The 24043-nt window shown below is 43.8% G+C and carries 21 protein-coding genes; 3 read left to right on the plus strand and 18 right to left on the minus strand.

Annotation, left to right across the window (positions count from 1 at the left end):
• Nucleotides 1–28: 28 nt before the first annotated feature.
• The 15 genes from NST34_RS24410 to NST34_RS24480 form a co-directional block, all read right to left on the minus strand.
• Nucleotides 29–1954 carry a stage V sporulation protein D gene (locus tag NST34_RS24410; protein WP_076299654.1) on the minus strand — a complete coding sequence of 642 codons (1926 nt, stop codon included), beginning with the start codon at nucleotides 1952–1954 and terminating at the stop codon, nucleotides 29–31.
• An 80-nt stretch (nucleotides 1955–2034) separates the two neighbouring features.
• Nucleotides 2035–4266, minus strand: a complete 2232-nt coding sequence (locus NST34_RS24415) for a penicillin-binding transpeptidase domain-containing protein (RefSeq protein WP_341128916.1) — start codon at nucleotides 4264–4266, stop codon at nucleotides 2035–2037.
• A 45-nt stretch (nucleotides 4267–4311) separates the two neighbouring features.
• Nucleotides 4312–4704 carry a septum formation initiator family protein gene (locus tag NST34_RS24420; protein WP_341128917.1) on the minus strand — a complete coding sequence of 131 codons (393 nt, stop codon included), beginning with the start codon at nucleotides 4702–4704 and terminating at the stop codon, nucleotides 4312–4314.
• Between the two features lie 23 nt (nucleotides 4705–4727).
• Nucleotides 4728–5681, minus strand: coding sequence for a 16S rRNA (cytosine(1402)-N(4))-methyltransferase RsmH (gene rsmH / locus NST34_RS24425; RefSeq protein WP_341128918.1), 954 nt, complete (start codon nucleotides 5679–5681; stop codon nucleotides 4728–4730).
• Between the two features lie 36 nt (nucleotides 5682–5717).
• Nucleotides 5718–6155, minus strand: a complete 438-nt coding sequence (mraZ, locus tag NST34_RS24430) for a division/cell wall cluster transcriptional repressor MraZ (protein WP_036683674.1) — start codon at nucleotides 6153–6155, stop codon at nucleotides 5718–5720.
• Nucleotides 6156–6519: 364 nt separating this feature from the next.
• Nucleotides 6520–7791, minus strand: a complete 1272-nt coding sequence (locus NST34_RS24435; protein WP_188114736.1) for an adenosylhomocysteinase — start codon at nucleotides 7789–7791, stop codon at nucleotides 6520–6522.
• 122 nt (nucleotides 7792–7913) lie between these two features.
• The gene (gene bshC, locus NST34_RS24440; RefSeq protein ID WP_339266557.1) at nucleotides 7914–9545 is read right to left on the minus strand and encodes a bacillithiol biosynthesis cysteine-adding enzyme BshC; all 1632 of its coding nucleotides are present in this window, start codon (nucleotides 9543–9545) and stop codon (nucleotides 7914–7916) included.
• 231 nt (nucleotides 9546–9776) lie between these two features.
• On the minus strand, nucleotides 9777–10697 hold the full coding sequence (locus NST34_RS24445) for an ABC transporter ATP-binding protein (protein ID WP_042190873.1): 921 nt from the start codon (nucleotides 10695–10697) through the stop codon (nucleotides 9777–9779).
• Entirely contained in the window at nucleotides 10694–11689 is a 996-nt protein-coding gene (locus NST34_RS24450) for an ABC transporter ATP-binding protein (protein WP_042190876.1), read from the minus strand. The genes NST34_RS24445 and NST34_RS24450 overlap by 4 nt, the downstream gene beginning before the upstream one ends.
• A gap of 11 nt (nucleotides 11690–11700) precedes the next feature.
• A complete protein-coding gene (locus NST34_RS24455) occupies nucleotides 11701–12615 on the minus strand; it encodes an ABC transporter permease (RefSeq protein WP_042194363.1) in 915 nt (304 codons plus the stop codon).
• A gap of 33 nt (nucleotides 12616–12648) precedes the next feature.
• Complete coding sequence (locus NST34_RS24460) at nucleotides 12649–13581, minus strand: ABC transporter permease (RefSeq protein ID WP_076284768.1); 933 nt, start codon at nucleotides 13579–13581, stop codon at nucleotides 12649–12651.
• A 221-nt stretch (nucleotides 13582–13802) separates the two neighbouring features.
• Nucleotides 13803–15512 (minus strand): peptide ABC transporter substrate-binding protein, encoded by a 1710-nt coding sequence (locus NST34_RS24465; protein ID WP_341128919.1) that lies wholly within the window; start codon nucleotides 15510–15512, stop codon nucleotides 13803–13805.
• A gap of 151 nt (nucleotides 15513–15663) precedes the next feature.
• Complete coding sequence (locus NST34_RS24470) at nucleotides 15664–16050, minus strand: DUF3397 domain-containing protein (RefSeq protein WP_341128920.1); 387 nt, start codon at nucleotides 16048–16050, stop codon at nucleotides 15664–15666.
• A 27-nt stretch (nucleotides 16051–16077) separates the two neighbouring features.
• On the minus strand, nucleotides 16078–17034 hold the full coding sequence (locus NST34_RS24475; protein WP_341128921.1) for a ketopantoate reductase family protein: 957 nt from the start codon (nucleotides 17032–17034) through the stop codon (nucleotides 16078–16080).
• A 164-nt stretch (nucleotides 17035–17198) separates the two neighbouring features.
• A complete protein-coding gene (locus tag NST34_RS24480) occupies nucleotides 17199–17849 on the minus strand; it encodes an RsfA family transcriptional regulator (RefSeq protein ID WP_042130271.1) in 651 nt (216 codons plus the stop codon).
• A 345-nt stretch (nucleotides 17850–18194) separates the two neighbouring features.
• Here NST34_RS24480 and NST34_RS24485 point away from each other — a divergent pair, with 345 nt between their 5' ends.
• Nucleotides 18195–18431 carry a DUF2626 family protein gene (locus tag NST34_RS24485; RefSeq protein ID WP_042130273.1) on the plus strand — a complete coding sequence of 79 codons (237 nt, stop codon included), beginning with the start codon at nucleotides 18195–18197 and terminating at the stop codon, nucleotides 18429–18431.
• Between the two features lie 327 nt (nucleotides 18432–18758).
• On the plus strand, nucleotides 18759–19886 hold the full coding sequence (locus NST34_RS24490) for a coiled-coil domain-containing protein (protein ID WP_256721654.1): 1128 nt from the start codon (nucleotides 18759–18761) through the stop codon (nucleotides 19884–19886).
• On the opposite strand, the gene NST34_RS24495 is transcribed toward NST34_RS24490, so the two are convergent.
• Complete coding sequence (locus tag NST34_RS24495) at nucleotides 19878–21104, minus strand: extracellular solute-binding protein (protein ID WP_341128922.1); 1227 nt, start codon at nucleotides 21102–21104, stop codon at nucleotides 19878–19880. The genes NST34_RS24490 and NST34_RS24495 overlap by 9 nt on opposite strands.
• Nucleotides 21105–21491: 387 nt before the next feature.
• Entirely contained in the window at nucleotides 21492–22823 is a 1332-nt protein-coding gene (locus NST34_RS24500) for a PhoH family protein (protein WP_042190890.1), read from the minus strand.
• A 105-nt stretch (nucleotides 22824–22928) separates the two neighbouring features.
• Between NST34_RS24500 and NST34_RS24505 the strand changes: the two genes are divergently transcribed.
• Complete coding sequence (locus NST34_RS24505; RefSeq protein ID WP_042190892.1) at nucleotides 22929–23504, plus strand: YhcN/YlaJ family sporulation lipoprotein; 576 nt, start codon at nucleotides 22929–22931, stop codon at nucleotides 23502–23504.
• A 29-nt stretch (nucleotides 23505–23533) separates the two neighbouring features.
• Here the strand turns inward: NST34_RS24505 and NST34_RS24510 are convergent, their stop codons facing one another.
• Complete coding sequence (locus tag NST34_RS24510; protein ID WP_042190894.1) at nucleotides 23534–23986, minus strand: pyridoxamine 5'-phosphate oxidase family protein; 453 nt, start codon at nucleotides 23984–23986, stop codon at nucleotides 23534–23536.
• Nucleotides 23987–24043: the final 57 nt, after the last annotated feature.

The raw sequence follows: 24043 nt of genomic DNA on the forward strand, positions 1-24043 counted from the left end.
TACAAACTGAACCCTTATACCTTTATCATTATTCACTAGAAGCTCCCATATAAATCCTGATGGTTGAGCCCTGTTCTACTCTTGCCCCAGCTTTCGGAGCCTGATTGATGACCGTATTGCCAGAGCCTGAACGCGCCAGATTAAAATTCATATTTAAATCCTCATAGATATCTTGTACGGTTGCACCTGTAAGGTCAGGCACGGTCACAATCGGAGTTTCACCATACTTATAAGTTTTTGGAAGCTGATCACTGCGTTCAGGAACCTTCATATAGTGCAGTGAGTCTTCCAAAATATTTTGCACGATTGGAGCTGCAACTACACCCCCAAATTGAATCCCTTTCGGATTATCCACTGCAGTGTAGACAACGATCTGTGGATCATCCGCCGGCGCAAAGCCAATAAAAGAAACAATGTGCTCTGTCGGAGAATAACGTCCATTTACAACCTTCTGTGCAGTACCCGTCTTGCCACCTACACGATAGCCGTCGATAAAAGCCGGCCGTCCCGTGCCTTTGGCAACCACGCTCTCAAGTGCTGCCCGCACCTTCTTGGATGTCTCCTCCGAAATAACCTGCCGCACAAGCTCAGGCTTCACCTCTGATACAGTCTCTCCCGTTTCCGGATTAACCCATGATTTTGTTACATGTGGTTTATAGAGATTGCCACCATTGATAGCCGCGGATACCGCAGCAATCTGCTGAATAGGTGTAACCGAGACCCCTTGGCCGAAGGCCGTAGTCGAAAGCTCCACCGGACCTACTTGACTAAGCTTGAACAGAATCCCATTAGATTCTCCGTTTAGATCAATTCCTGTTTTGCTGCCGAAACCAAAATCACGAATATATTTGAAGAGGGTTTCTTTGCCCAGCCGTTGCCCAAGAGCAACAAAACCAGGGTTACAGGAGTTCTCAACCACCTGAAGGAAGGTTTGGCTGCCATGGCCGCCTTTTTTCCAACAGCGCAGCTTCGCACCCGCCACTTCGATAAACCCAGGATCATAGAAATGATCATTTTGCAGGTCTACCTTACCTTCTTGCAGTGCTGCAGCAAGTGTGATGATTTTGAACGTCGAACCAGGCTCGTAAGTCATCCAAATGGGCAAATTCCGATTATAGATCTGCGGATCATATTCCTTATATAAACCCGGTTCATAACCCGGTCTACTAGCCATGGCCAGAATTTCACCATTCTTCGGATTCATCGCTATAGCCCAAGCACCCTGCGCCTGATATTTTACCATAGCTTGATCCAGCTCACGTTCCATAATGGATTGAATCTGTTTATCAATCGTCAATTGCAGATTAAGTCCATCCTGAGGGGCAGAATACTTCTCCGATGATCCAGGCATGAGTCTTCCACCTGCGTCAGACAAATACGAAATATTGCCTGCTATTCCTTTAAGTAAATTATCGTATATGTTCTCGACCCCGGTAATTCCTTGGTTATCAATACCTGTAAAGCCTAGTATATGCGCGGCAAGATCGCCGTACGGATAATATCTTTTGCTATCCTCAGCGACAACGATGCCCGGCAACTGCAAATCACGGATGCTCGCGGCAAGTTCCATCGTAATTTTGCGGCCGCCGGGCTGTAGTTTCACCGACATTGATTTTTTAGTCAGCAAGCTCATCAGCTTCTCCTCGGTCATCCCAAGCAGAGGCGCCAATTGCTGCGCTGTCTTTTGCTTCTCCTTCACCTGCACAGGCACCGCATAAACCGTAGGCGTACTGATATTATAGGCCAGCGGTATACCTTCACGATCCAAAATTTCACCACGCTTGGCTGTAAAAGGAATATTGCGGCGCAAGGAATCTTCTACCTTGTCACTTAATTTCTCGCCTTGGGATAATTGCACAAAGCCAAGACGCACGACCAGCGAACCGAATAACACTGCCAGTCCCAGCAGCGTCCACAACATTCTCCGCCGTGTTACGACCTTCGAAACCTTCATTCCGTTCTCCCCCGCTTTCACCTATAGACATGAGCTCTTATCTTCATGACTATTCGGGACAAACAGGGGTTAGAACAAGCCTATGGCCCACTCTCCGATTCCGTACCCTCATCAGCAGTCGAAGTTGCAGGATCATCTTCACTCTTATCATTTAATGGTTTCAGCTTCAAAGTAACCAATGTTTTGCCGTTCTTTGTTCCTTCAATCTGTTCCGAGACATATCCTTCGCCTTCTACCGCAATCTCCACTTTTAGAAGTGTTAGAATCTCAAGCGCATCACGCAGCGACTCTCTTTGTAAATTTGGAATGGTAGGCTTGTCCCCTTGCTTGCTTAATAGGTATATACGCTGACCTTGAGCAAGCTTCGTTCCAGCCTCTGGATATTGGGTTTCCACAGAAGCTTCTTCACCGACAACTTCAAAATCAAATCCTTGATCCAGAAGCGTCTCTCTTGCTTCCTTCATCGTTTTGCCCATCAGATCAGGTGTGGTCCGGAGCACAGGCGCTTCAGATTCAACTGTTTTTTTACTTTCCTTATCGCTAGTTTCAGTCGCTAACTTTGGAACTCCCATGTATTGCAGAGACTGAGATACGATTTCTTTAAATACAGGAGCTGCAGCTTTACCGCCGCCAACCTCAACGTTCGGTTCATCAATAATAACAATAACAGCGATCTTTGGATCATTCACAGGCGCATAACCAATAAAGGAGACCAGTACTTTGGACTTCACGTAGTCCTTACCTTCAACCTTGATAGCCGTTCCTGTCTTACCTGCGACACGGTAACCTTCTATGTGAGCGTTGCGTCCTGTACCTTTGACTTGATCGGCAACTACCTGCTCCAAGTATTCACCGGTTTTCTTGGCGCTTGCCTCATCAATTACCTGACCCACTACACTAGGCTGAGTAACCTTAGTGTCACCGGTGTTTGGGTCCGTAACCTCTTTTACCACATATGGAGTCATCAGTTTCCCACCATTGGCGATAGCAGATACAGCAACCAATTGTTGAAGCGGGGTAACTAGCACTTTACCATGCCCATATGCAAGTGTAGCAATTTCGATAGGACGTCCAAGGTTAGGGTTAACGACCCCACTGGCTTCCCCTGGCAAATCGATTCCTGTCTTCCCATTAAAGCCAAAATCATCAATATACTGTAAAAGTCTATCTTGTCCGAGCATTTCATAAAGTTTTACAAAAAGAACGTTACTAGACCGCTTCACACCTTCCAGGAAACTGATTTGCCCCCAGCCGGCACGATTAATATCATGTAATGCCTTACTGTATCCCTTAATTCTGATAGATCCTGACAGAAATGTAGCTACGGGATCAAAAAGCTTCTCTTCTACAGCTGCAGCAAGTGTTACAATTTTGAAGGTCGAACCGGGCTCATAAGTTGATTTGATAGCATGATTGTAGAAACCCGCTGCATCAGCACCCGTATCCATATATTTATTAGGATCAAAGGTAGGCATATTCGCCATCCCCAAAATCTCCATCGTATTCGGATCAGCAGCAATGACACTCATACTTTTCGGCTTATATTGCGCATATGCCTTTTCCATGGCCGCTTGTATATATTGCTGGATTGTACTGTCGATTGTAAGTTTGAAATTACTGCCATTTACTACAGGTTTATAAGTATCTTTTGAATCCGGCAGCTTAACCCCTTGACCGTCACTTTGATAAAGCAGCTTGCCATCGGCACCCTTAAGCTGTTCATCTAGGGATTTTTCCAGACCCATAATCGCCTTGCCATCTCGATCTGTATAGCCTAATATATGCGCAGCAAGCGAACCCTTAGGGTAATATCGTTTCTGCTCTCTAACAAGACCAATCCCAGTCTCTTGAATTTTATGCTCTTTACCTAGGGCTACATAAAATTCTTTCACCTTATCCGCAAGTTCCTGATCGATCTTCCAGCCTTCGTTACGAACCTCACGATTCTTGAGGTATTTACCGTTCTCGTCTTTCGCTTCAACCAGTTTCCGCAGCTCATCTTCTGGCTTGCCGAGTAGCTCATGCAATCCCTTGACGACCTCATCACCAATTCCCTTTTCAGCAATGACTGCCGGGTTTACAACCACAGTATAAGCAGGGACATCACTTGCGAGCACACTCCCATTACGGTCAGAAATCGTTCCTCGCTCTGCTTTGATAGTCGAAGTGTGCGCCCAAAGTGTAGCAGCCTTTTCTTGCCATTCTGAGCCCTCCATAACTTGAATCCAGAACACTCTAGCTATCAAAACAAGAAAAAAGAGGGTAATACACCCTCCTATAAACAGCGTGCGAAGTTTTATTCTCTTTACCATAAGCGAACCTCACAATTTTTTTATTGCGATCTTGCCAATCGCTCACTAATTATCGCCTTCTGTCGATACTGGATTCGCCGGAATAAAGATAGTAGCATTTTCATCCGGTGCTACGTATCCAAGATCCTTTGCCTTTTGGGCAACCTTCTGCTCCAAGTTCTGCTTCTCCATCTCAAACGTGGAAATTTGCTTCTTAGCAGTCGCTATATCCTTATCTAATTTCTGGGCCTGCAAGTTCAAATCATAAATATGAACGTAACGTGAAATCAGGGTGATAGCCACCAAAACGCATACTCCTAGCGTCAGCATATACAAAAGTTTCTCTTGCAGCGGAAGTACTCTTCGTTTGGTAACTACTTTTGTCTTCTCGCGGTAAAGGGGGTTTACCTCTTCTTTTCTTTTGGGCTGAACTGCTAAATTGCCGCGGGTATAGGCCATCTCTGACTCTCCTTTATCGTCAATTACAATTTTTCTGCAATGCGCAGCTTAGCTGAACGGGCTCGAGTATTAAGCTCAAGCTCTTCTTCAGAAGGCACAAGCGGTTTGCGGTTGATTAACTTAAGCGTGCCTTTCGCGCCACATACACAAAACGGAAAGTCAGACGGGCATGTACATCTGCTTAAATAGCTGCTTAGTATTTGCTTGCAAATTCGGTCCTCGAGTGAATGAAAAGTGATAACGGATACTCTACCTTCTGGTGCAAGGCAACGTACTGCGCTATGTAATCCTTCTTCAAAAGCACCCAACTCGTCGTTTACAGCAATCCGTAAACCTTGGAAGCTACGTTTAGCGGGATGTCCTCCCGTTCTTCGTGCAGCCGCCGGAATACCTTCCTTGATAAGCTCAGCTAATTCTCCTGTGGTCTCCACAGGACTTTCTTCTCTTCTGTCTACAATTTTCTTAGCAATTCTCCGCGAGAACTTCTCTTCTCCATATTGGAAAAGCACACGGGCAATCTCCTGCTCAGACCACGTATTCACAATATCAGCAGCCGTTAATAGCGCCGTCTGATCCATTCGCATGTCCAGCGGAGCATCATGATTGTAACTAAATCCGCGTTCTCCCTCATCAAACTGGGGAGAGGATACGCCAAGATCAAAGAGGACCCCATCCACTTGGGGAATGCCATCTTTTTGTGGTACAAAGGGCACATCCTTAAGTACACTCTCCAGATCACGGAAATTGGTCTTAATGAGTACAACCTTGTCTCCGTATTCAGCTAGTCTTTCTTTTGCGTTCTCCAGAGCCCAATCATCTTGATCCAAACAGATTAATCGGCCTTCGCCGCTAAGTTTGGAAGCAATTAGTGCGCTGTGGCCTGCTCCACCGAGAGTGCAATCTACATAGATTCCGTCTTTTTTGATGTGCAGCCCTTCTGTCGCTTCTTCTTTAAGCACCGTGATGTGGTGAAACAAGCTGCATCCCTCCAGGACAGTATTCGATATTGTGTTTTATAGATCAAAATTGAAATCCACCAATTTTTCGGCAATTTCGTTGAACGATTCCTCGGACTGTTCGAAGTACTGCTCCCATAGCTCTTTGTTCCAGATTTCCACCCGGTTCGAAACGCCCAGAATAACACAGTCTTTGTCCAGTTTGGCATACTGCCTTAAATTGGCCGGCAGATTTACCCTTCCCTGTTTATCCCATACACATTCTGTTGCGCCTGAGAAAAAAAAGCGACTGAATGCACGGGCATCTGATTTCATCAGTGAAAGGCTTTTTAGCTTTTGTTCCATGATTGCCCATTCTTCCATGGGATAAACAAATAAACAGGAGTCTAGACCACGGGTCGTCACAAAGGAGGTTCCAAGCAATTCACGGAGTTTAGCCGGAATAATAATTCGGCCTTTGTCGTCAATGCTGTGTTGATACTCTCCCATGAACATCCTTTTTCCCACCCCTAATCCCCGAATCCCCACTTTACCCCACTTTTCACCACTTAAGCATAATAGATTCGCCATTAAAAATCAAAAACCTTTTTCTGGTGAAAGGAATTTTTTGCTAAATCAGATGGATCGTTACCCAAAAAACATTTCGCCACAGAAAAAAGCCATACAATCGGAATCTTGTCCGCTGCATGGCTTTTCAAGCATAAACGTCTTCGGTGTCCTTATAAGGACGCCGAAGCGTTTAAGCGAGAAATATAAGGATAATGTATAGCGTAAAACTTATACTCTCTTATATTTTACAAAAGTTGCTTCAGTTCAAGGTACACTTGGTTAATATACTTTATTGTTGTGCGTTCCGTAATTAATCGTTCAGATTCCAGCTGTCCAAATAATCCACTTGTGCTGGAGTCAGACTATCAATGTTAATGCCCAGACTTTGCAGCTTGTAGCGTGCTACCTGCTCATCCAGCTCATAAGGAACATTCTCAACTTTTACGCCAATGCTCTTATAATTATCATTTACATATTTCAACGACAGCGCTTGTAGCGCAAAGGTCGTATCCATAATTTCGGCAGGGTGTCCATCCGCAGCACCCAGATTTACAAGTCTGCCTTCTGCAAGCAGATAAAGTTTACGTCCGTCGCGAAGCTGGTACTCTTCGATATTTTTGCGAACAGTACGTTGAGATACGGATCTTTCAGACAATTCAGGCTTATTCACTTCAACATCGAAATGGCCTGCATTGCACATGATTGCTCCATCCTTCATCACATCATAATGTTCACCGCGAATGACATAACGATTACCAGTTACTGTAACGAAGAAATCACCAACCTTAGCAGCTTCCAGCATAGGCATAACTTCGAAACCGTCCATATGTGCTTCAACGGCTTTAATAGCATCCACTTCTGTGACAACCACTTTTGCGCCCAAACCTTTGGCACGCATAGCAACACCTTTACCGCACCAGCCGTATCCGACAACAACTACGGTTTTGCCCGCAACGATCAGGTTGGTTGTTCGAATAATTCCATCCCATGCGGATTGGCCTGTGCCATAGCGGTTATCAAACAAATATTTGCAATAAGCATCATTTACTGCGACCATTGGGAACTTCAACACACCTTGCTTTTGAAGAGCTTTTAGACGAATGATGCCGGTTGTTGTTTCTTCAGCACCCCCACGAATATTCTCCATTAGATCAGGACGCTCAGAATGCAGCAATGTAGCAAAATCCCCACCATCATCAATAATCAAATCCGGTTTGCTTTCCAGCGCCTTGATATTAAGGGCTTTGAACTCTTCAGGTGACGGGTTGTATTTAGCAAATACGGTAATTCCGTCCTCTACAAGCGCCGCACATACATCATCCTGTGTAGACAGTGGATTCGATCCAGTAATGGTTACTTCTGCACCGCCTGCTTTGACTACCTTCGCCAGATAAGCGGTTTTAGCTTCCAAATGAAGTGTAATAGATACTTTTAGTCCTTTGAATGGCTGTTCAGCTTCGAACTGCTCACGGATACGGTTCAATACCGGCATATGTTGACGAACCCAGTCGATTTTCAAATGACCTTCGGGTGCGAGTGACATATCAGCCACGATACTATTTTGTTTTGATGAACTCATAATGAAACCTCCTAAAAGTTTTATGGAGCGATACTTCTATGTTTTACTTCGCAGTAAAACTCGCTTCGTAAGCATAATCCAAGTTTTGTGAGCGTTACTTCCTTGTTTTATGGAGCGTTACTTCTCTACATATAAATGATACGATGCGTCCCACTATAATCCGGTTCAATAGCCATCAGCTCATCTAACCATGGAAGTCCGTAGCGGTTCAAGTAATACATGATATTGTACACTCTTTCTTGCAGTTTACCCAGTGGCATTAACGACAGCTCGATTCGCTCCCATTGACGGATTGCAGCTTCATTCTGTTTTGCCATTGCATCTTGGGCTTTCGCTTGTAAAAAAGTGATCTGATCTAAAATCTTATCTTTATTGTTATTCCCTAGTTTTAGCAGACCTGCCTGAATGGTTCCAAGCTGCTCAATCAGTGGTTCGTACATGGCGGAGAAAGTAGCTTTAGTTTCTTCGAAACGTTGTTCAATCCCCAGCTCATCCTGTGCAGCCAACCACTCATGTCTTTTACGATCTAGTCCCTGTCTTACGTCCTCAAAGCTTAGTTGATATTTATCCATATGCTTATGAAGCGTACCTTCCACCACTGTGAAAGACATTCGCGGGATGATCAGGGGCATTTGTCCCCCAATGATCTCAAACGCACGATGCGGAATGGCCCAATAAGCAATCTCACCTTGACCTAGCACCGTTGCTAGAACCGGCAACACATAATCCTGCATAAGCGGACGTGTCAGCACGTTGTTACTGAATAGTTCCGGATGAACCTTCACTTCCTCCAGTAGTTCATCCCGGGTGAACGATACCTGGCCCTTGCGATCGGCAAAAACGCCATCTTTCTTATGAAGCAATAATCGTACACCTTCATGTATATAAAAGAGGTTGGCATTGCCTGCCGTAACGTCAGCTTGAAGCTCATACCCAGCGTTCACGATATCAGAAGCAGAATTCATGTACGCTGTTTCCAGTGCATCATTCTGCATAATTAGCGAAGTAAAGAAAGGCTCTTCTAACTTACGAAGGTTAGGATCAGCAGAATCAAGCAGGATCAGACCAAATTTACCAAATAAAGAACCCATCAGCTTGGCAAAAGCATCCGTCATACTATCTGCTCTAAACGAAGAAGATCGAATAAATTCCATAATTTGCGGTTTAAAATCACTATCTTGAAGTAGCGCATCCAGCTGTTCCACTACTTGCTGCCAGCTTTCATCTTCTACACGAATATTACTCACCGAGGATCGTTTCTCCTCTGATTTCTCTATCTTAATCTTTGTAATCTCTTGCGTACGATTCAATACATACGTATGATTCACTTCATCCCAGTCATGATCCTCTCCTGCAATCCAGAATAATGGGACTACAGGCCGACCGAGCTGTTCTGCTGCTTCTTTTGCCGCCATAATGGTTGTCATTGCTTTATATACTACAAGTAGTGGTCCTGTAAATAATCCGCTTTGCTGTCCGCCAGTAACCACTAACGTTCCCGGCTGTTCTAAAAGTGCCAGGGAAGACATCACCGCATCATGTGAATTATGCTTTTCATTATATTGCCGTAGACATGCAGCAACTTGTGTCCGGTCTGCACGGAGACCCTCACTACGATCCAGCCATTCTGCCCGAATGCTTCTACTCTCTTTGCTTCGGAAATCCCCACCATACAAATGACTAACCTTCTCAAAATTTTCTATATAGTCGCGCGCGAGTGCAGATCCACCCGGGAGCGGTTCCTTAACAATATTCATTTGCTAGTGCCTCCAGTTCTACTGAGCAGTTATATGTAAATCGAAGTTCGTAAACTCTATATGATTGTATCCAAAGTCAGGGGCCGCGTCAAAAGAATTACATACCTGCAAAAAAGCAATGCAAGAGCAGCCGTTTTATTTTCTTATCCATTAAAATGATTATTAAATATCCCCACTACATACAAGAGGCGAGAGCATAACGCTCCCGCCTGTCTAATACTCGCTATAGATTTAAGCAAATTTTTTGCTTACCCAGTGTCCTTTGGATACTTCTACTAATTCAAAGTCACTATCATTGCTCTTTTCGTTAGCAGAATAAATAGGACTACCAAGCTCATCATGCAAGTGAATACGTTTCTTGTTCACTTCAATTTCCGGATCCGGAATTGGAATAGCTGACAAGAGAGATTTGGTATAAGGGTGGATAGGATTTGCATAAAGCTCTTCACTTTCCGCCAATTCTACCATTTTACCCAAATACATAACTGCTACGCGATCACTGATATGTTTAACCATGGACAGATCATGCGCGATGAAAAGATAAGTCAATCCCAGACGATCTTGCAATTCTTTAAGCAAGTTTACGACCTGAGCCTGAATGGATACGTCAAGCGCGGAAATCGGCTCATCACAAACGATGAACTTAGGATTTACCGCTAACGAACGGGCAATCCCAATACGTTGGCGTTGTCCACCAGAGAATTCATGCGGATAACGAGTAGCGTGATCATGGTTAAGACCAACCATATCGAGCAGCTCTTCGATCCGTTTTTTACGTTCTGCACGACTGCCAGCCATTCCGTGAATGTCCAGTGCCTCGCCGATGATATCAGAAACCGTAAAACGCGGGTTAAGTGATGCGTACGGATCTTGGAAAATCATCTGCATGTCACGGCGCATTGCTTTCATTTTGTTAGAAGGCAATTTATAAATGTCTGTACCATTATATTTCACACTTCCGGCAGTTGGCTCATACAAGCGAAGAATTGTACGTCCAGCAGTAGTCTTACCACAACCGGATTCCCCTACCATTCCAAGCGTCTCGCCCTCACGGATGGAGAAGTTAATATTATCAACAGCCTTAAGAACCTTGCCTTGACCTACATTAAAATATTTCTTAAGACCTTCTACCTCTATTAGGTTCTTACTCAAGAGTACTGCACCTCCTTGGCCATCGAATGCAGATTCCAGCAACGCGCCATATGCGTTTCGCTGAATTCTGTGGCGCCGGGATCGATTTGTTCGCAAACATGCATTGCTTCATTGCAACGCGCGGTGAACGGACAGCCGATCGGCGGCTTGATCAGATCTGGCGGTGTGCCGATGATCGGAATGAGCGGCTCGCCCTTCTTTTGGTCCAGACGCGGCATCGAGCGCAGCAGACCTTTGGTATATGGATGCTGTGGATTCTTAAAGATTTCCCATCTTGTTCCAGTCTCTACAACTTCACCTGCATACATTACAATAACCCGATCACACATACCGGCAACGACGCCAAGATCATGGGTAATCAAAATGATGGAGGTACCTAGTTTTTGCTGCATCTCTCTCATAACTTCCATGATCTGCGCCTGAATGGTTACGTCAAGAGCCGTTGTAGGCTCGTCCGCTATGAGTAAAGCCGGACGGCAGGCTAGCGCGATTGCAATCATTACACGCTGGCGCATACCGCCTGAAAACTCGTGGGGATATTGGTTAAAGCGAGCCTCAGCATTTGTGATGCCAACTAATTTGAGCATCTCAATACCTTGCTTTTTCGCTTCGGCCGCTGACATTTTCTGATGTTTAATCAAAACTTCAGTGATCTGTTTGCCCACTTTGATGGTTGGGTTCAAAGAAGTCATCGGGTCTTGAAAAATCATGCCAATATCTTTACCGCGAATGGATTCCATTTCTTTCATGCTTTTGTCTAGCAGATTTTGTCCTTGGAAAATAATTTCTCCCTTTTTCACTTTAGAGGGTGGGGAAGGGATCAACCGCATAATCGATTGTGCAGTTACACTCTTACCGCTGCCGGACTCGCCGACGATGGCAACCGTTTCACCTTTGCCAATTTCAAAATTCATACCACGGACAGCTTGCACTTCTCCGCCTTTAACAAAAAACGAAACATGCAAATCTTTGACTTGTAAAATAGGTTCCATCCATAACCCTCCTATTTTTTCAGCTTAGGATCAAGCGCGTCACGAAGACCATCACCGAAAATGTTGAAAGAGAGCATGGTTAAACTGATCAGAATGGCAGGGAACAGGAAACGCCATGGATAGTACAACCAACCGGTGAGTGAATCGTTAATCATAGATCCAAGTGAAGCGATAGGAGCTTGTACACCAAGACCCAAGAAGCTTAGGAAAGCCTCAGCAAAAATTGCATTTGGTACAGAAAGTGTAATCGTTACAATAATCGGACCCACTGCGTTCGGCAGAAGGTGTTTGAACAACAGTCTCGCAGAACCTGCACCCATGGAACGAGAAGCCAATACGAACTCGCGATTCTTGAGCTGCATAATTTCACCGCGTACAATCCACGACATCGTAATCCAACCCGTAATGGTTAAGGCCAGGATGATGGTACCAAGACTTGGTTCAAGCACAACCAAAAGCAAAATTACAACAAGCAGATAAGGAATGGAGTACAAAATTTCAGAGAATTTGTTCATGATATTATCTACACGGCCGCCGAAGAAGCCCATAATACCTCCATAGATAACACCGATAAACAAGTCGATGGCTGCCGCAGCTAGACCAACGATCAAGGAGATCCGTGCGCCGTACCAAGTACGAACGAAAATATCACGTCCAAGATCATCCGTTCCAAACCAGTGATCGGAGGAAGGGGGCTTATTGGTATTCATCAAGTCATTGGAGTAATAGTTATATTTCGAGAATAAGGGAGCGATAATCGCTGCAAGCACGATCAAGCCTAGAATCCCAAGCGCGGTCATCGCCATTTTGTTTTGACGCAACCGTTGCCAAGAATCTTTCCAGGCAGAGAGACTCTCCCGCTGAATTACCTCGGCTTCTTTTTCATCTACACCGACTTTTTGAAAGTCTTCCGGTTTTAGATTCATGTTCTTTAACAAGTTATTATCAGATGCCACTCTTTAGCCCTCCTTTCCTCCACTTAATTTCATACGTGGGTCAATCAATACATAAGCAATATCAGTAATGAAACGGGCCACCATGAGTAGTACACCATAGAAAATGGTTATCCCCATAATAACGGTATAGTCACGGACACCAATCGCTTCCACGAACTGTTTACCAATACCCCCAACACCAAAGATCTGCTCGATAACAACCGAACCAGTTACGATGTTAGCTGTCATAGGACCCATGTAAGTAACAACTGGCAGGATACCATTACGAAGTACATGGCGGCTCAGAATTGCCATCCAGCTTAATCCCTTAGCCTTAGCCGTTTTGATATAATCCGCATTCAGAACTTCAAGCATACTTGAACGGGTCAACCGAGCTATAAATGCTATTGGTTGCGCCGAGAGCGCTGCTACAGGTAGGAAATAATAGATTGGCCCTTTAAAACCTGAAACCGGTACCCAACCCAATTTGAAAGCGAACACATACTGTAATAATGACGCGACTACAAAGCTCGGAACCGCAATCCCCAGAACTGCCAACACCATCGCGGCGCTGTCAAGAAACTTTCTGTGATAGAGTGCCGCTAACATGCCGAGAAGAACCCCAACAATAACCGCCACAACAATTGCGACGAGTCCCAGCTTCAGCGACGCTGAAAAGGTTTGACCGATCAAATGTGATACATCTTGATTCAGGCGTTTCATGGATACACCCAGATCACCTTGGACAATATCACCTAAATACTTAAAATACTGATGAGAGAGCGGCTTGTCCAGACCATATTGCTCCATTAAACGCGCTTTAATTTCTGGCGGTACCTTTTTCTCAGAAGTAAACGGATCCCCTGGAATAGCTTTCATTAAGAAAAAAGTTGCTGAAATCAGTACAAATAATGAAACCAACATATAAAAGAATTTATTTGCGACATAACGAACCATCCCCATCACACCTCCTCCGACAATTTTTTTAGAGCATTATATTGATTTTATGAAAAAAACGGATTTTTGTCCATTTTCTAAATATGTTATTAATAACAATAAATAACAAATAGACGGAAATACAAAAAAAAGGGATATATATGGAGTTCCACATATATATCCCGAAGTATTGTGTTACTTCAGTCAACTAACTATTCTGTTTAAATTACCAGAGCAAAATCTTAGTGCTCAAGCAAGTATCCACGAGTCAAGTCAATTGCACCACTGAAGTCAAGAGTAACACCTTTGAGGTACTCTTTAGTCAGGGAGTTGTTAGTGTAGTAGTACAATGGAATCAAAACTTGATCTTGCTCGATGAGCAATTTCTCAGCTGCTGCAAACTTGTCTTGACGTTCTTTCAAGTCAGTACTTGCTTTAGCTTCGCTGATCAATTTGTCATACTCAGGGTTAGCGTAACCAGTGTCATTGTTACCGCCACCTGTTACCCACATATCAAGGAAAGTCATTGGATCATTGTAATCCGCAGTCCAACCAGCACGTGCAACTTGGTAGTTCAGGTTTTGACGGTTTTCAATAAATACAGCCCACTCTTGGTTAACGGTTTGTACGTCGATACCAAGGTTGTTTTTCCACATATCAGCAATCGCCAAAGCGATTTTCTTGTGACCTTCACTTGTGTTGTAAGTCAATGAGAATGTAGGCAGTTTATCCATACCTTCTTCTTTCAGACCTTCAGCAAGCAAAGTTTTAGCTTGTTCTAGATCTTCAGTGAAGTAGTTATCTTTAACTGCTGTACGGTATTCACCATCAGCACCAGCGATACCCGGAGGTACATAACCGAATGCTGGGAATTGTCCACCTTGTACTACATTGTCAATCAAAGCTTGACGGTTAATGGACATTGCAAGAGCTTTACGGATTTTAGCGTTTGTGAAAGGTTTTTCAGTGATATTGAATTCGTAGTAGTATACGGAAGCAATACCTTTACGGCTGAATTCTTTTGGAAGTTCTTTTTGCACGATTGGAATTTGTTCTGATGGAATTTCACCAGTTGGTCCACCGGCACGATCGTATTCACCATTCTTGTAGCTGAGTAGTTCAGTTGCACCGCTGTTTACAAGGGAGAAGTCGATTTTGCTAAGTTTAATGGCATTTTTATCCCAATATTTATCATTTTTAGATACAACAAGCGTTTGTCCAGTAGTCCACTCAGTAAGAGTGAAAGCACCGTTAACGATCATACTGTCTTTACTTGTTGCCCATTTAGCATTACCCTCAGTGGATTTGTGAATTGGGTAATAAGTATAGAAGGAAAGCAATCCAAGGAAGTATGGAGTTGGGGCTTCAAGAGTAACTTCTAGAGTTTTCTCATCAACCGCTTTGACACCAACTTGACTGAAATCTGTAATTTCTTTGTTGTAATACTTTTGAGCGTTTTTGATGTAGTACAATTGATAAGCGTAAGGCGCTGCAGATGCAGCAGCAGGATCGAGCACGCGTTTCCAAGCGCGAACGAAGTCTTCTGTTGTTACAGGATCGCCGTTGCTCCATTGTGAATCACGGAGTTTGAAAGTATATACCAGACCGTCAGCAGAAATGTCCCAGCTTTCAGCAACACCTGGTTCAGCTTGACCAGATTCATCATTCATGCGAGTCAGACCTTCGTACATAGTCTTCAGGACTGTGTTAGCTTGGCTATCTTGAGCCAATCCTGGGTCAAATGTTGGAGGCTCAGAGCTTAGGTTGATTCTCAGTGTTTGGTCCGCAGCCAATTTCTCTTCTGTAGCCGCATTACCAGTTCCCGTGTTACCAGTGTTACCAGCGTTACCTTTATTGCCGCTGTTCGCGTTGTTTCCGCCGCAGCCAGCAAGCACTGTGCCGATAACAAGTACTAATGCAAGCATTAGCAATAGACTTTTACTCTTCTTCATCTAGCAGTTCCCCCTAAATAGAATGTGGTATATGGTTTATGATTATACAACCAGTGGTCAAAAAAATCTAGTGGTATGTTTTCAGAAAATTCTTTTTTTATTAAAACTTTAAACTTTTGTGACGTTGCCGCTTCACCGGAGCAGTGGAACATTACATCGCTTGTGATATGTACTTAATTAGCCCTACAAACATAAATAATAAATATCCGACGCTCATAAAAAAGAAGGAAAGTCTCCAAACTGCCCGAAATAACCGCTTCCCATCTACTTTTCCTTTCAGTCGATTCTGAGCGCCTCCAATCAATCCAGTGGATATTAATACAATAAGTAGTATAAGATAAAACCCAAAACCGTTATTAAACAAGTTGTTAAATAATGCGGAGACCGATAATAATAAAAAAAATGTAGTCACGTCCATAGCGTGCATAAAAGTTTTCTTTTTATCTTTTTTTAAGCCTCTTCCAATGAAATAAACAATTAAAAACGGTATTATTGGAATCAAACTTAAAGTACCGACCGAATTCATCAGCAATCCCATAGCTTCACCTCTCCTCCGAGATCATACCTATATTCCCTCAACTAATTGGCAGATCAAGCGATGTAAAGGAACCAATGTTCCAGTGCGTTCTGCCATTTCTACAAGACTTCCATTGATCCAATGAATTTCTGTGCTTCTTGAAGCTAGAACATCTGCCAGCATAGACGAAGTATTGCCAGCCGTTGTCCTGCACACTTTAAGAATGTTATCCCACGCATCATGATCATAAGTAATTCCGAAGGCATCATATACCATAGTAGCTTCTCTAAAAAGTTCTTTCATTAACTGCAGGCGCTCTTCTGAAGCAAGCAGTTCACCATTTGGAATACGCCAAATCGCTGTGAGCGGATTAATAACGGCATTGATTAGGAGCTTCCGGTAAATCATGGTATCCACTTCATTCGACAAAAAGGCTGAGAATCCTGCCATAATGAGAACTTCTATTAAATAATTCACTTGTAAATCAGTATGTATACTATGGGCTTGTCCATCCTTTAAGCTCCATTTCCCTATCCATACCTCCCCCGCACCTGCATGAATGACCTCAGTTAAAGACTTTCGCTTCGCAGCTTCTGTTGTTACGGCAGCATATAAATTAGCTTTCGGCAGCAAGTTACTGAGCATCTCCATATGTCCAATGCCATTTTGAAAACAAATGATGTGTACCTGTTGTTCCCTAAGAGGGGCTAGAAATTCAGGTAAAACATTATGTAGTATGTCCTGTTTAACCGTTACTATGATCCAATCACTGGGCTCACGGAGATAGGCATCTGCGAATCCCTCTATTGGTGCGGACACAAATCGATCCCCCGAAATCGAAATTGGATCGCGCCCATCCTCATAGCTCACAGTTAAGCCCTCATCTTTTAATTTCCGGCACTGCTCTACCCCTCGACACCACAATCTCACTTCATTCCCGGACTGGGTCAGCCTCCCTGCCAAAAGCAGCCCAAGTGAACCCGCACCGATTATATCGATTTTCATCTGATCCTCCTGTTGATCTCAAGCGCAATTTTTCTAAGTATAGCCTTAATATACCAAGAAGAACCGCCGTTGTCGTCCTCCATAAATGACAATACAAAACCAAAACGCCCGCAAATGGCGCTAATAAAGCGAACCACTTACGGGTGTTTTAGTTTGCCTATCTTTTATTCAATACGTTCTAAATTTCCGTTCCCATCCATTTTGAAACGAGTCTTCATTTCTTCTTCTTCTTCGTTTAAGAAAGCTAGCCTACGCGCACGATCCATAATCTGAATTAAAGCTTTGTAATCATCATTGACTACCCGGTAGTCACTTTGAGCAAGATTAACCTCTTTTGACAACCGCTCATTCTCAGATCTTAATTCTGTTAATTCATCTTCCTTCTCGCGCAAATCTCTCTCCAGCATTTTCAGCTGGCGTCCTGCCTCCTGGATCGTACCTTTCCATTGTCTCAGGAAACGTATAACCGCATCAATGGATAATGTGTTTTCACTTAATCCTTCGCCTCGTCCGAATTCCTCATCGGTATCCCCGAGAATCAGACCCGCTACCTGCGCTCCTCTTACCGACGGTTGCTTTTTCAGGTAACTTCTCTTTTGACGTTGGCCTTTAGCGATTCCAATTGCACCTTCATAGCTTTTTCGAACACAGCTGTTCCAGCGGAATCCGCAAGCAGCCGACGTTCTGCCGATTTTCTCACCCACTTCTTCAAAAGCAGCAAGTTGTGTACTGCCCTCCCGAATGTGGCGCAAGGTTACTTCTGCCAGTATTAGATCATCTTCTGCACTCCAAGCATCCTGTCTAACGGCTGTCATCCAACCAAACCTCCTAACAACATCTTGAAATAACCATCTCCATAACCGACAGCTCTGCCGGGTAGTGAATAGGGATAAAAGCTGCTTACTCCATTTCTATGCTTCTCATAGAGTTCATAGAATCTATTTGATACTAAATTGTATTTCCATTATCTGCCCACATCATACGCTTTAAGTAATAAATTCTCTTTTTTCAAGCACTAATCACTTCAGTCAATTATAAAAATCACATTTTTTCAAGATTAGTGTATTTTTTTCAATGAATTCGTTTACACATTTTTACTGAACGGGTATAATAAGTCGAAGGAATATTCGTGAGATACATACTGGAAGGGGGACTCTCTCTTGGACCGCATGTTTCGGGTATTAGGTTTTTTTACATTGGCTATTGGATTGATGGCTTTCGCCGGAGGTCTGACAGAAATGGCCTTGCTTTTCTTTTTGCAAACCGCTTTTTTCGTAATTCTCGGTTATTTGAAGTTTACTGAAAAAACTTATGTCCTACTTTTCTGGGCATACATGATTTTGACTTTCACCGGTTTCAGCTATTGGACGATCTTTCAAATGGGTCTTCCACTATAAATTGCAGTGCTCTCTTGAAGCGGATGAGGTCCTTATCTAATAAGGATCACTTCCGTTTTTTTGTTTATCAGTTAATATATTATATATGAGGTCCCTCAAATACCTGTGTACGCATTGAAGGATAGCCTCACTTTGTGGGGATTTTTTGTATGTATGCTATTTTAGAAGGGTTAAACATATTATTAGTACATACATATATCCATTCAGGAAGAACCGGTTTTGCCGTCTTTTACAGACAGTTTCCGTTTCTACGAGAAATAGAAGGATGATTTATGGAGTGAAACAGATAAATTTTTATCTTAAATTTCAAAAAAAGGTGGTGGTGTGGTGCGCTCCCGCAATGCCCAAAGCCGCATGATGGCAACCATACTAATTCTCTTCTGCTGTACATTGTTTCCGTTACAATCTACGATGTACCTGTCTGCCGATCCTAGCGGTTCTTTTTTCAATTCCTCTATACCAGATAATGAAGAAACCCGTAAACTTCTGGAGCAGACCTTATCTTCCGCAGAAATCGAACGGGAGATCATCAAGATTACAGCTGAACAAAAAGCGCTTGAAGAAAAGGTAGATTACCTAGAAGAGCAAGCTATCCAGAAAAAATCTGCCATCGCAAACCAACAAGAGCGTGCAGGCGCGGTCCTTCGTTCTTATTATATGGGGGATAGAGACGGTCTCTTGACCGCATTTCTATCCGCGAAGAGCATTAGCAGATTTCTGGCACTATTTGATTATTATGAAATTATTATCGGAAATGACCGCAACATTCTCACACAATACGAGGACCAATATAAGGATCTAAAGAAGACCCTCCAGACTGCACAGCGCAGCTCGAAAGATCTTGCACAGCTGCGAACCGCTCTGGAGGAACAGAAAATTCGGGTAGCCGCGCTCAATAAAGAAATTGAAGGCGGGATTAAAGACAGTAGTGATCCTGATAATATGAGCGCTCTACTTCAAGAATTCACATTATATTGGGAGAATATTGGTTTGCGCGAGGTAAAGACCTACTTCAAAGCATTGTCTTCCGCAATGAATAAATTACCGCAGTTTGTCCAGAATCGAGAGGGAGTTCTTACTCGTAAGGGGATGACTTATGTTCTGAATCTGAAGGAAGAGGATTTAAACGAATTCCTTCAGTCCCAGAATAAGCTATTTAACGATTTCGCATTTCATTTTAATGACGGAACGATTACTGCCACAGGAAAAAGTGGAGCTTTAGCCCTTTCATTAACCGGTCACTACATCATACAGGAAGAACCCATCAACGGACTTATATTCCAAGTAGATCATGTTGTATTTAATGGTCTCGAATTACCTGATACCACTAGAAGAACACTTGAGGAGGAATTTGATTTAGGCTTTTACCCTGGAAAAATCGTTTCTTTCCTCCGCGCCACAGAAGTAGATAGTAAAGAAGGCGTCCTCCAAGTTAAACTTTCTATCTCATTCTAAGCCTTCCTTGATGAAATCTTTGTACCCAGCCGCATCAATTTTTCCTGTAAGCAGTAAGGATACTGCTTCAACAATCTTACTCCAGCCGCCTTGGAATTCGACCTCCGGGGCGGTTTCTTCTGTCAGTAATAATTCGACTCCAAAAGGAAGCCTATATTTGAAATCATGCTCTGAACGATATAGGACATCCAGCGCAGGCAAGCTTCCCGTGTTCTCCAGCCAATCCATTTGAGAATCCTCAGAAGTGATAAACGTCAGCCAACTCACGGCTTCCTTTGGATTTGGGGATTGAGCTGGAAGTGCAAAGGAACGGCTGTAATAAGATTCAAGTCCTCTCCCGTTACTTGCGGTCAGTGGTGCTTCAGCAACTAAAGACGAATTCCCGTGTTTTTTCCACTCAGATAGCGGTAGAGCAGCAACAGCAACGCTTCCGCTCTGAATCATATCCCAAACATCTTTGTTATATCGACTGGTAAGGTAAAAATAACTGCGAGCATTCTGAGTCCAATTTATCACTTCTTGGTTATCCGATAGCAAGCTGCTGTTCATACTCTCCATAACAGCGGATAATCCATATGGATTACGTGTATCCATTGCGAGCAAATATTTCCCTTGCTCTTTAAGCACATTCTGAAGCAACGTGTTCCACTGTTCCAGACTTCTTGGTAAGGTAGTGAATCCCAGTTCCACAAGACGCTGTGGTGAATAAACAAGTACATAAGGGTCAATATCCAGCGGCACTCCCCAATTATATCCGTTCCATTGCATCCATGGGATTAACTGAGTTAACGGTGCAGTTCCCGGAATGCTCTGATACACATCCACCGGCAATAAATATCCACGTGTTGCCCAGTCGAGAATACTTCGTCCATCCGCCATAACGATATCCGGGCTATCCCCGATGGTTAGATCATGCTTCAAAACTTCGTCTGCATCCTCGCTATCAATATTTCTTAATATTACCTTTACTCCACTTTCTAAAGTATAACGATTGCTTAAAAGCTCCAGTTCATTGAATTCCTCACTATTTAACGATACTGTTATGCGCAGGCTATCTATAGTTCCCTCTTCCCCTGAAGAAGGGTTTGTCGACTGACTTTGTGGTTTTTTCATAGGATGTGGGTCGTTATTGGTACTCAATTCCATACTGGGCGACAAGCTTGTCAGCGATAGTAGTAAAATTGCAAAAAGCAGCCAATAATTTTTGCGTTTCAGCACAATTCCCCACCTTCCCCATGATTCGTCACCCCTATTTTACCAAACCCGCCGCTGCTTGTCTTTAGAATGTGAAAACGTTCTCTTTCTATTATATAGGGGAAACGACGGAGGAGTTTATTCGTGCATAATTCTTTGGTGTGCGAAGGGCGCTCCGTGTGCGGATTATTCTTCCGATCGCTGTTGTCCCCAGATTTATTGATTATATATCTTATCGGTATAAATCTGAAGACAAAGGCGAGCGCTGTCGCTTCTCCAGAACAATTCCTCCCCCTCCGCTAACCGCTCTCCATTTATGTATCATAACCTACCAAATTCCTCCGCCGTTTCTGGGCGGGCAGGAAAAAGCCGGGAGTTTATGCTTCTCCCGGCTGAAAAGAGGATTGAAGGTTAGAGAAGATCCGCTGCCAATTGGGCCAGGCGGGAACGCTCGCCTTTTTCCAAAGTAATATGTCCGCTAATCCCTTGCTGCTTAAACTTCTCAACAATATAACTAAGTCCGTTACTCGCAGCATCCAGATACGGATGATCGATTTGCTCCGGATCACCCATAAGAATCACTTTACTTCCTTCACCCGCTCTGGAGACGATTGTCTTCACCTCATGACGGGAAAGGTTCTGAGCTTCATCAATAATAATGAACTGCGCAGGGATTGAACGGCCACGGATATAAGTTAAGGCTTCTACCTGAATGCTGCCTAAGCCCATTAAGATTTTATCGATATCGCCAGCTTTTTTGGTGTCGAACAGAAACTCCAGATTATCATAAATAGGCTGCATCCAGGGTCTGAGCTTCTCATCCTTCTCTCCGGGTAAATAACCAATGTCTTTACCCATAGGAACTACTGGACGAGCAATAAGCAGTTTTTTGTATTTATGCTCATCCTCAACTTTGAATAGTCCGGCAGCAAGCGCCAATAATGTCTTCCCTGTACCAGCCTTACCCGTAATGGTTACAAGCGGGATTTCATCATTGAGAAGCAGCTCCAATGCCATTCGTTGCTGAGCATTTCGGGCGCTGATCCCCCAAACTGAATCATTGCCCAGATAAAGCGGCTCCAGACGGGTCGCATCACTATTCACTTTGAGAAGAGCTGATTTGCCCGTGCCTATCTCATCCTTGAGGATCACAAATTCATGAGGGTACAAGGGATACGACAACCCGAGCTGTTTAACCGTTAAAGAGCGGTGACTGTAATATTCATCAATCAATGCCGGATGTACCTGCAGAGATTGGTAACCAGTGTAAAGTTCATTTAAATCTCCAGTACGATCTGATAAGTAATCCTCTGGCGTAATTCCTAGCACATCCGCTTTAATGCGAACCAGCACATCCTTACTCACAAGCACTACGGGACGCGGATCAGGCTTCTCTTTCTCTTCGATTAAATAGTTGAGAGCTACAGCCAAAATCCGATTGTCGTTAGATACCTCACCAAACATTTCCTGTACCTTCACAAAACTGCGATGGTTAAGTTCTACCTTCAGCTTGCCTCCATGCTCCAGCTCCACACCACTATGCAAATGACCTAGCTCACGAAGTCCATCGAGCAATCGGGAAACCGTGCGGGCATTTCGACCGATTTCGTCAGCGTTGCGCTTTTTGGAGTCGATTTCTTCCAGCACAACCGCCGGAATAACCACCTCATGCTCCTTGAAAGAGAAAATCGAATTGGGGTCGTGCAAAAGCACGTTGGTATCTAGCACAAATATCTTGTTCATATTATCCCCTCCACAGCGCCTGGTTTGATTGATCATACATAACTCTTTCCGCCAAGGGAAAAGATAAGGTACAGAAACGATCTTGGCTGAAAGGAGTAATCACATATGAGAAAATCAATGTGTCTGTTGCTGGTACTGCTGCTATTGACAAGCTGCGGTATCGCTAATAAAAAGACATCACCCTCTCCTCAGAATAAACAATCTGCGAATGCTGTAAAGGGTACGGGAAACCATGAGGTTCGGCAATTGGCCAACGATGGTGCAACTAATCCTAAGGCCACCTCAAAAGCTGGTCACACCGTCAGTGTTAAGGGCGAAAGTGAAATTGCACTTAAGGACCATTTTGAACAGTTGGCCAAAAGAGTTCCTGGTGTGAATGGTGCACACTGTGTAGTCATGAACAAGGTAGCCATTGTAGGTCTTGACGTAGAAGGTTCTCTAGACCGATCACGTGTTGGAAGCATTAAATATTCTGTAGCGGAAGCTATCCGCAAAGACCCTAGAAGCGTACGTGCACTTGTCACTGCCGATATGGATCTCTCCAGCCGCTTAGCGGACATGAGCCGTCATATCTCTCAGGGACATCCAATTTCCGGATTCTCATCCGAACTGGCTGATATCATCGGTCGAATCATGCCGCAGCTGCCAGAGGATACTAAGCCGATTAAAAATGCACAGTAGAGGACAAAAAAAGCCCAGTGATATTCTCACTAGGCTTTTTTCATGGCAGCAAATACTTGTCCGTCCAGCTTCTCAGCGGCACGTCCATCATAAACCTTTGCATATCTTGGGGCGGATTCAAGCTGCGCTCCATAAAAAAGCGCGTTACGCACCGCCATAATTTCAACATCAAAGCAGCACATCTTGAAAGGTACATCCTGAAGTGGATCCTGCTTTACAACGGCATTGCCGTTAATAGCATAGACAGTGCCCTCACCGAACACAGTGACGGTTACTAACGGGTTGACCTTCATGTTGTTCACGAGTCTGGAACGATGATCTACAGCCAGACGCACAGTACTAGGACTAACTGCATAAATCCACGAAATGGCCGTGGACGTTGGACCTCCTGATTCCGCATCAACTGTGTTGAGAAGAACAAAAGTTTCCGATTGCAGCATCGATAACAAGGTTTCGTTCAGCTGAGCAACGGCTTCGGACATAAGTACTGGCCCCCTATGCGGCGTAAATTCATTCAATTTATTATATTATAGCACAGG

Source organism: Paenibacillus sp. FSL H7-0714, assembly GCF_038003765.1.
Classification (GTDB): domain Bacteria; phylum Bacillota; class Bacilli; order Paenibacillales; family Paenibacillaceae; genus Paenibacillus_AQ.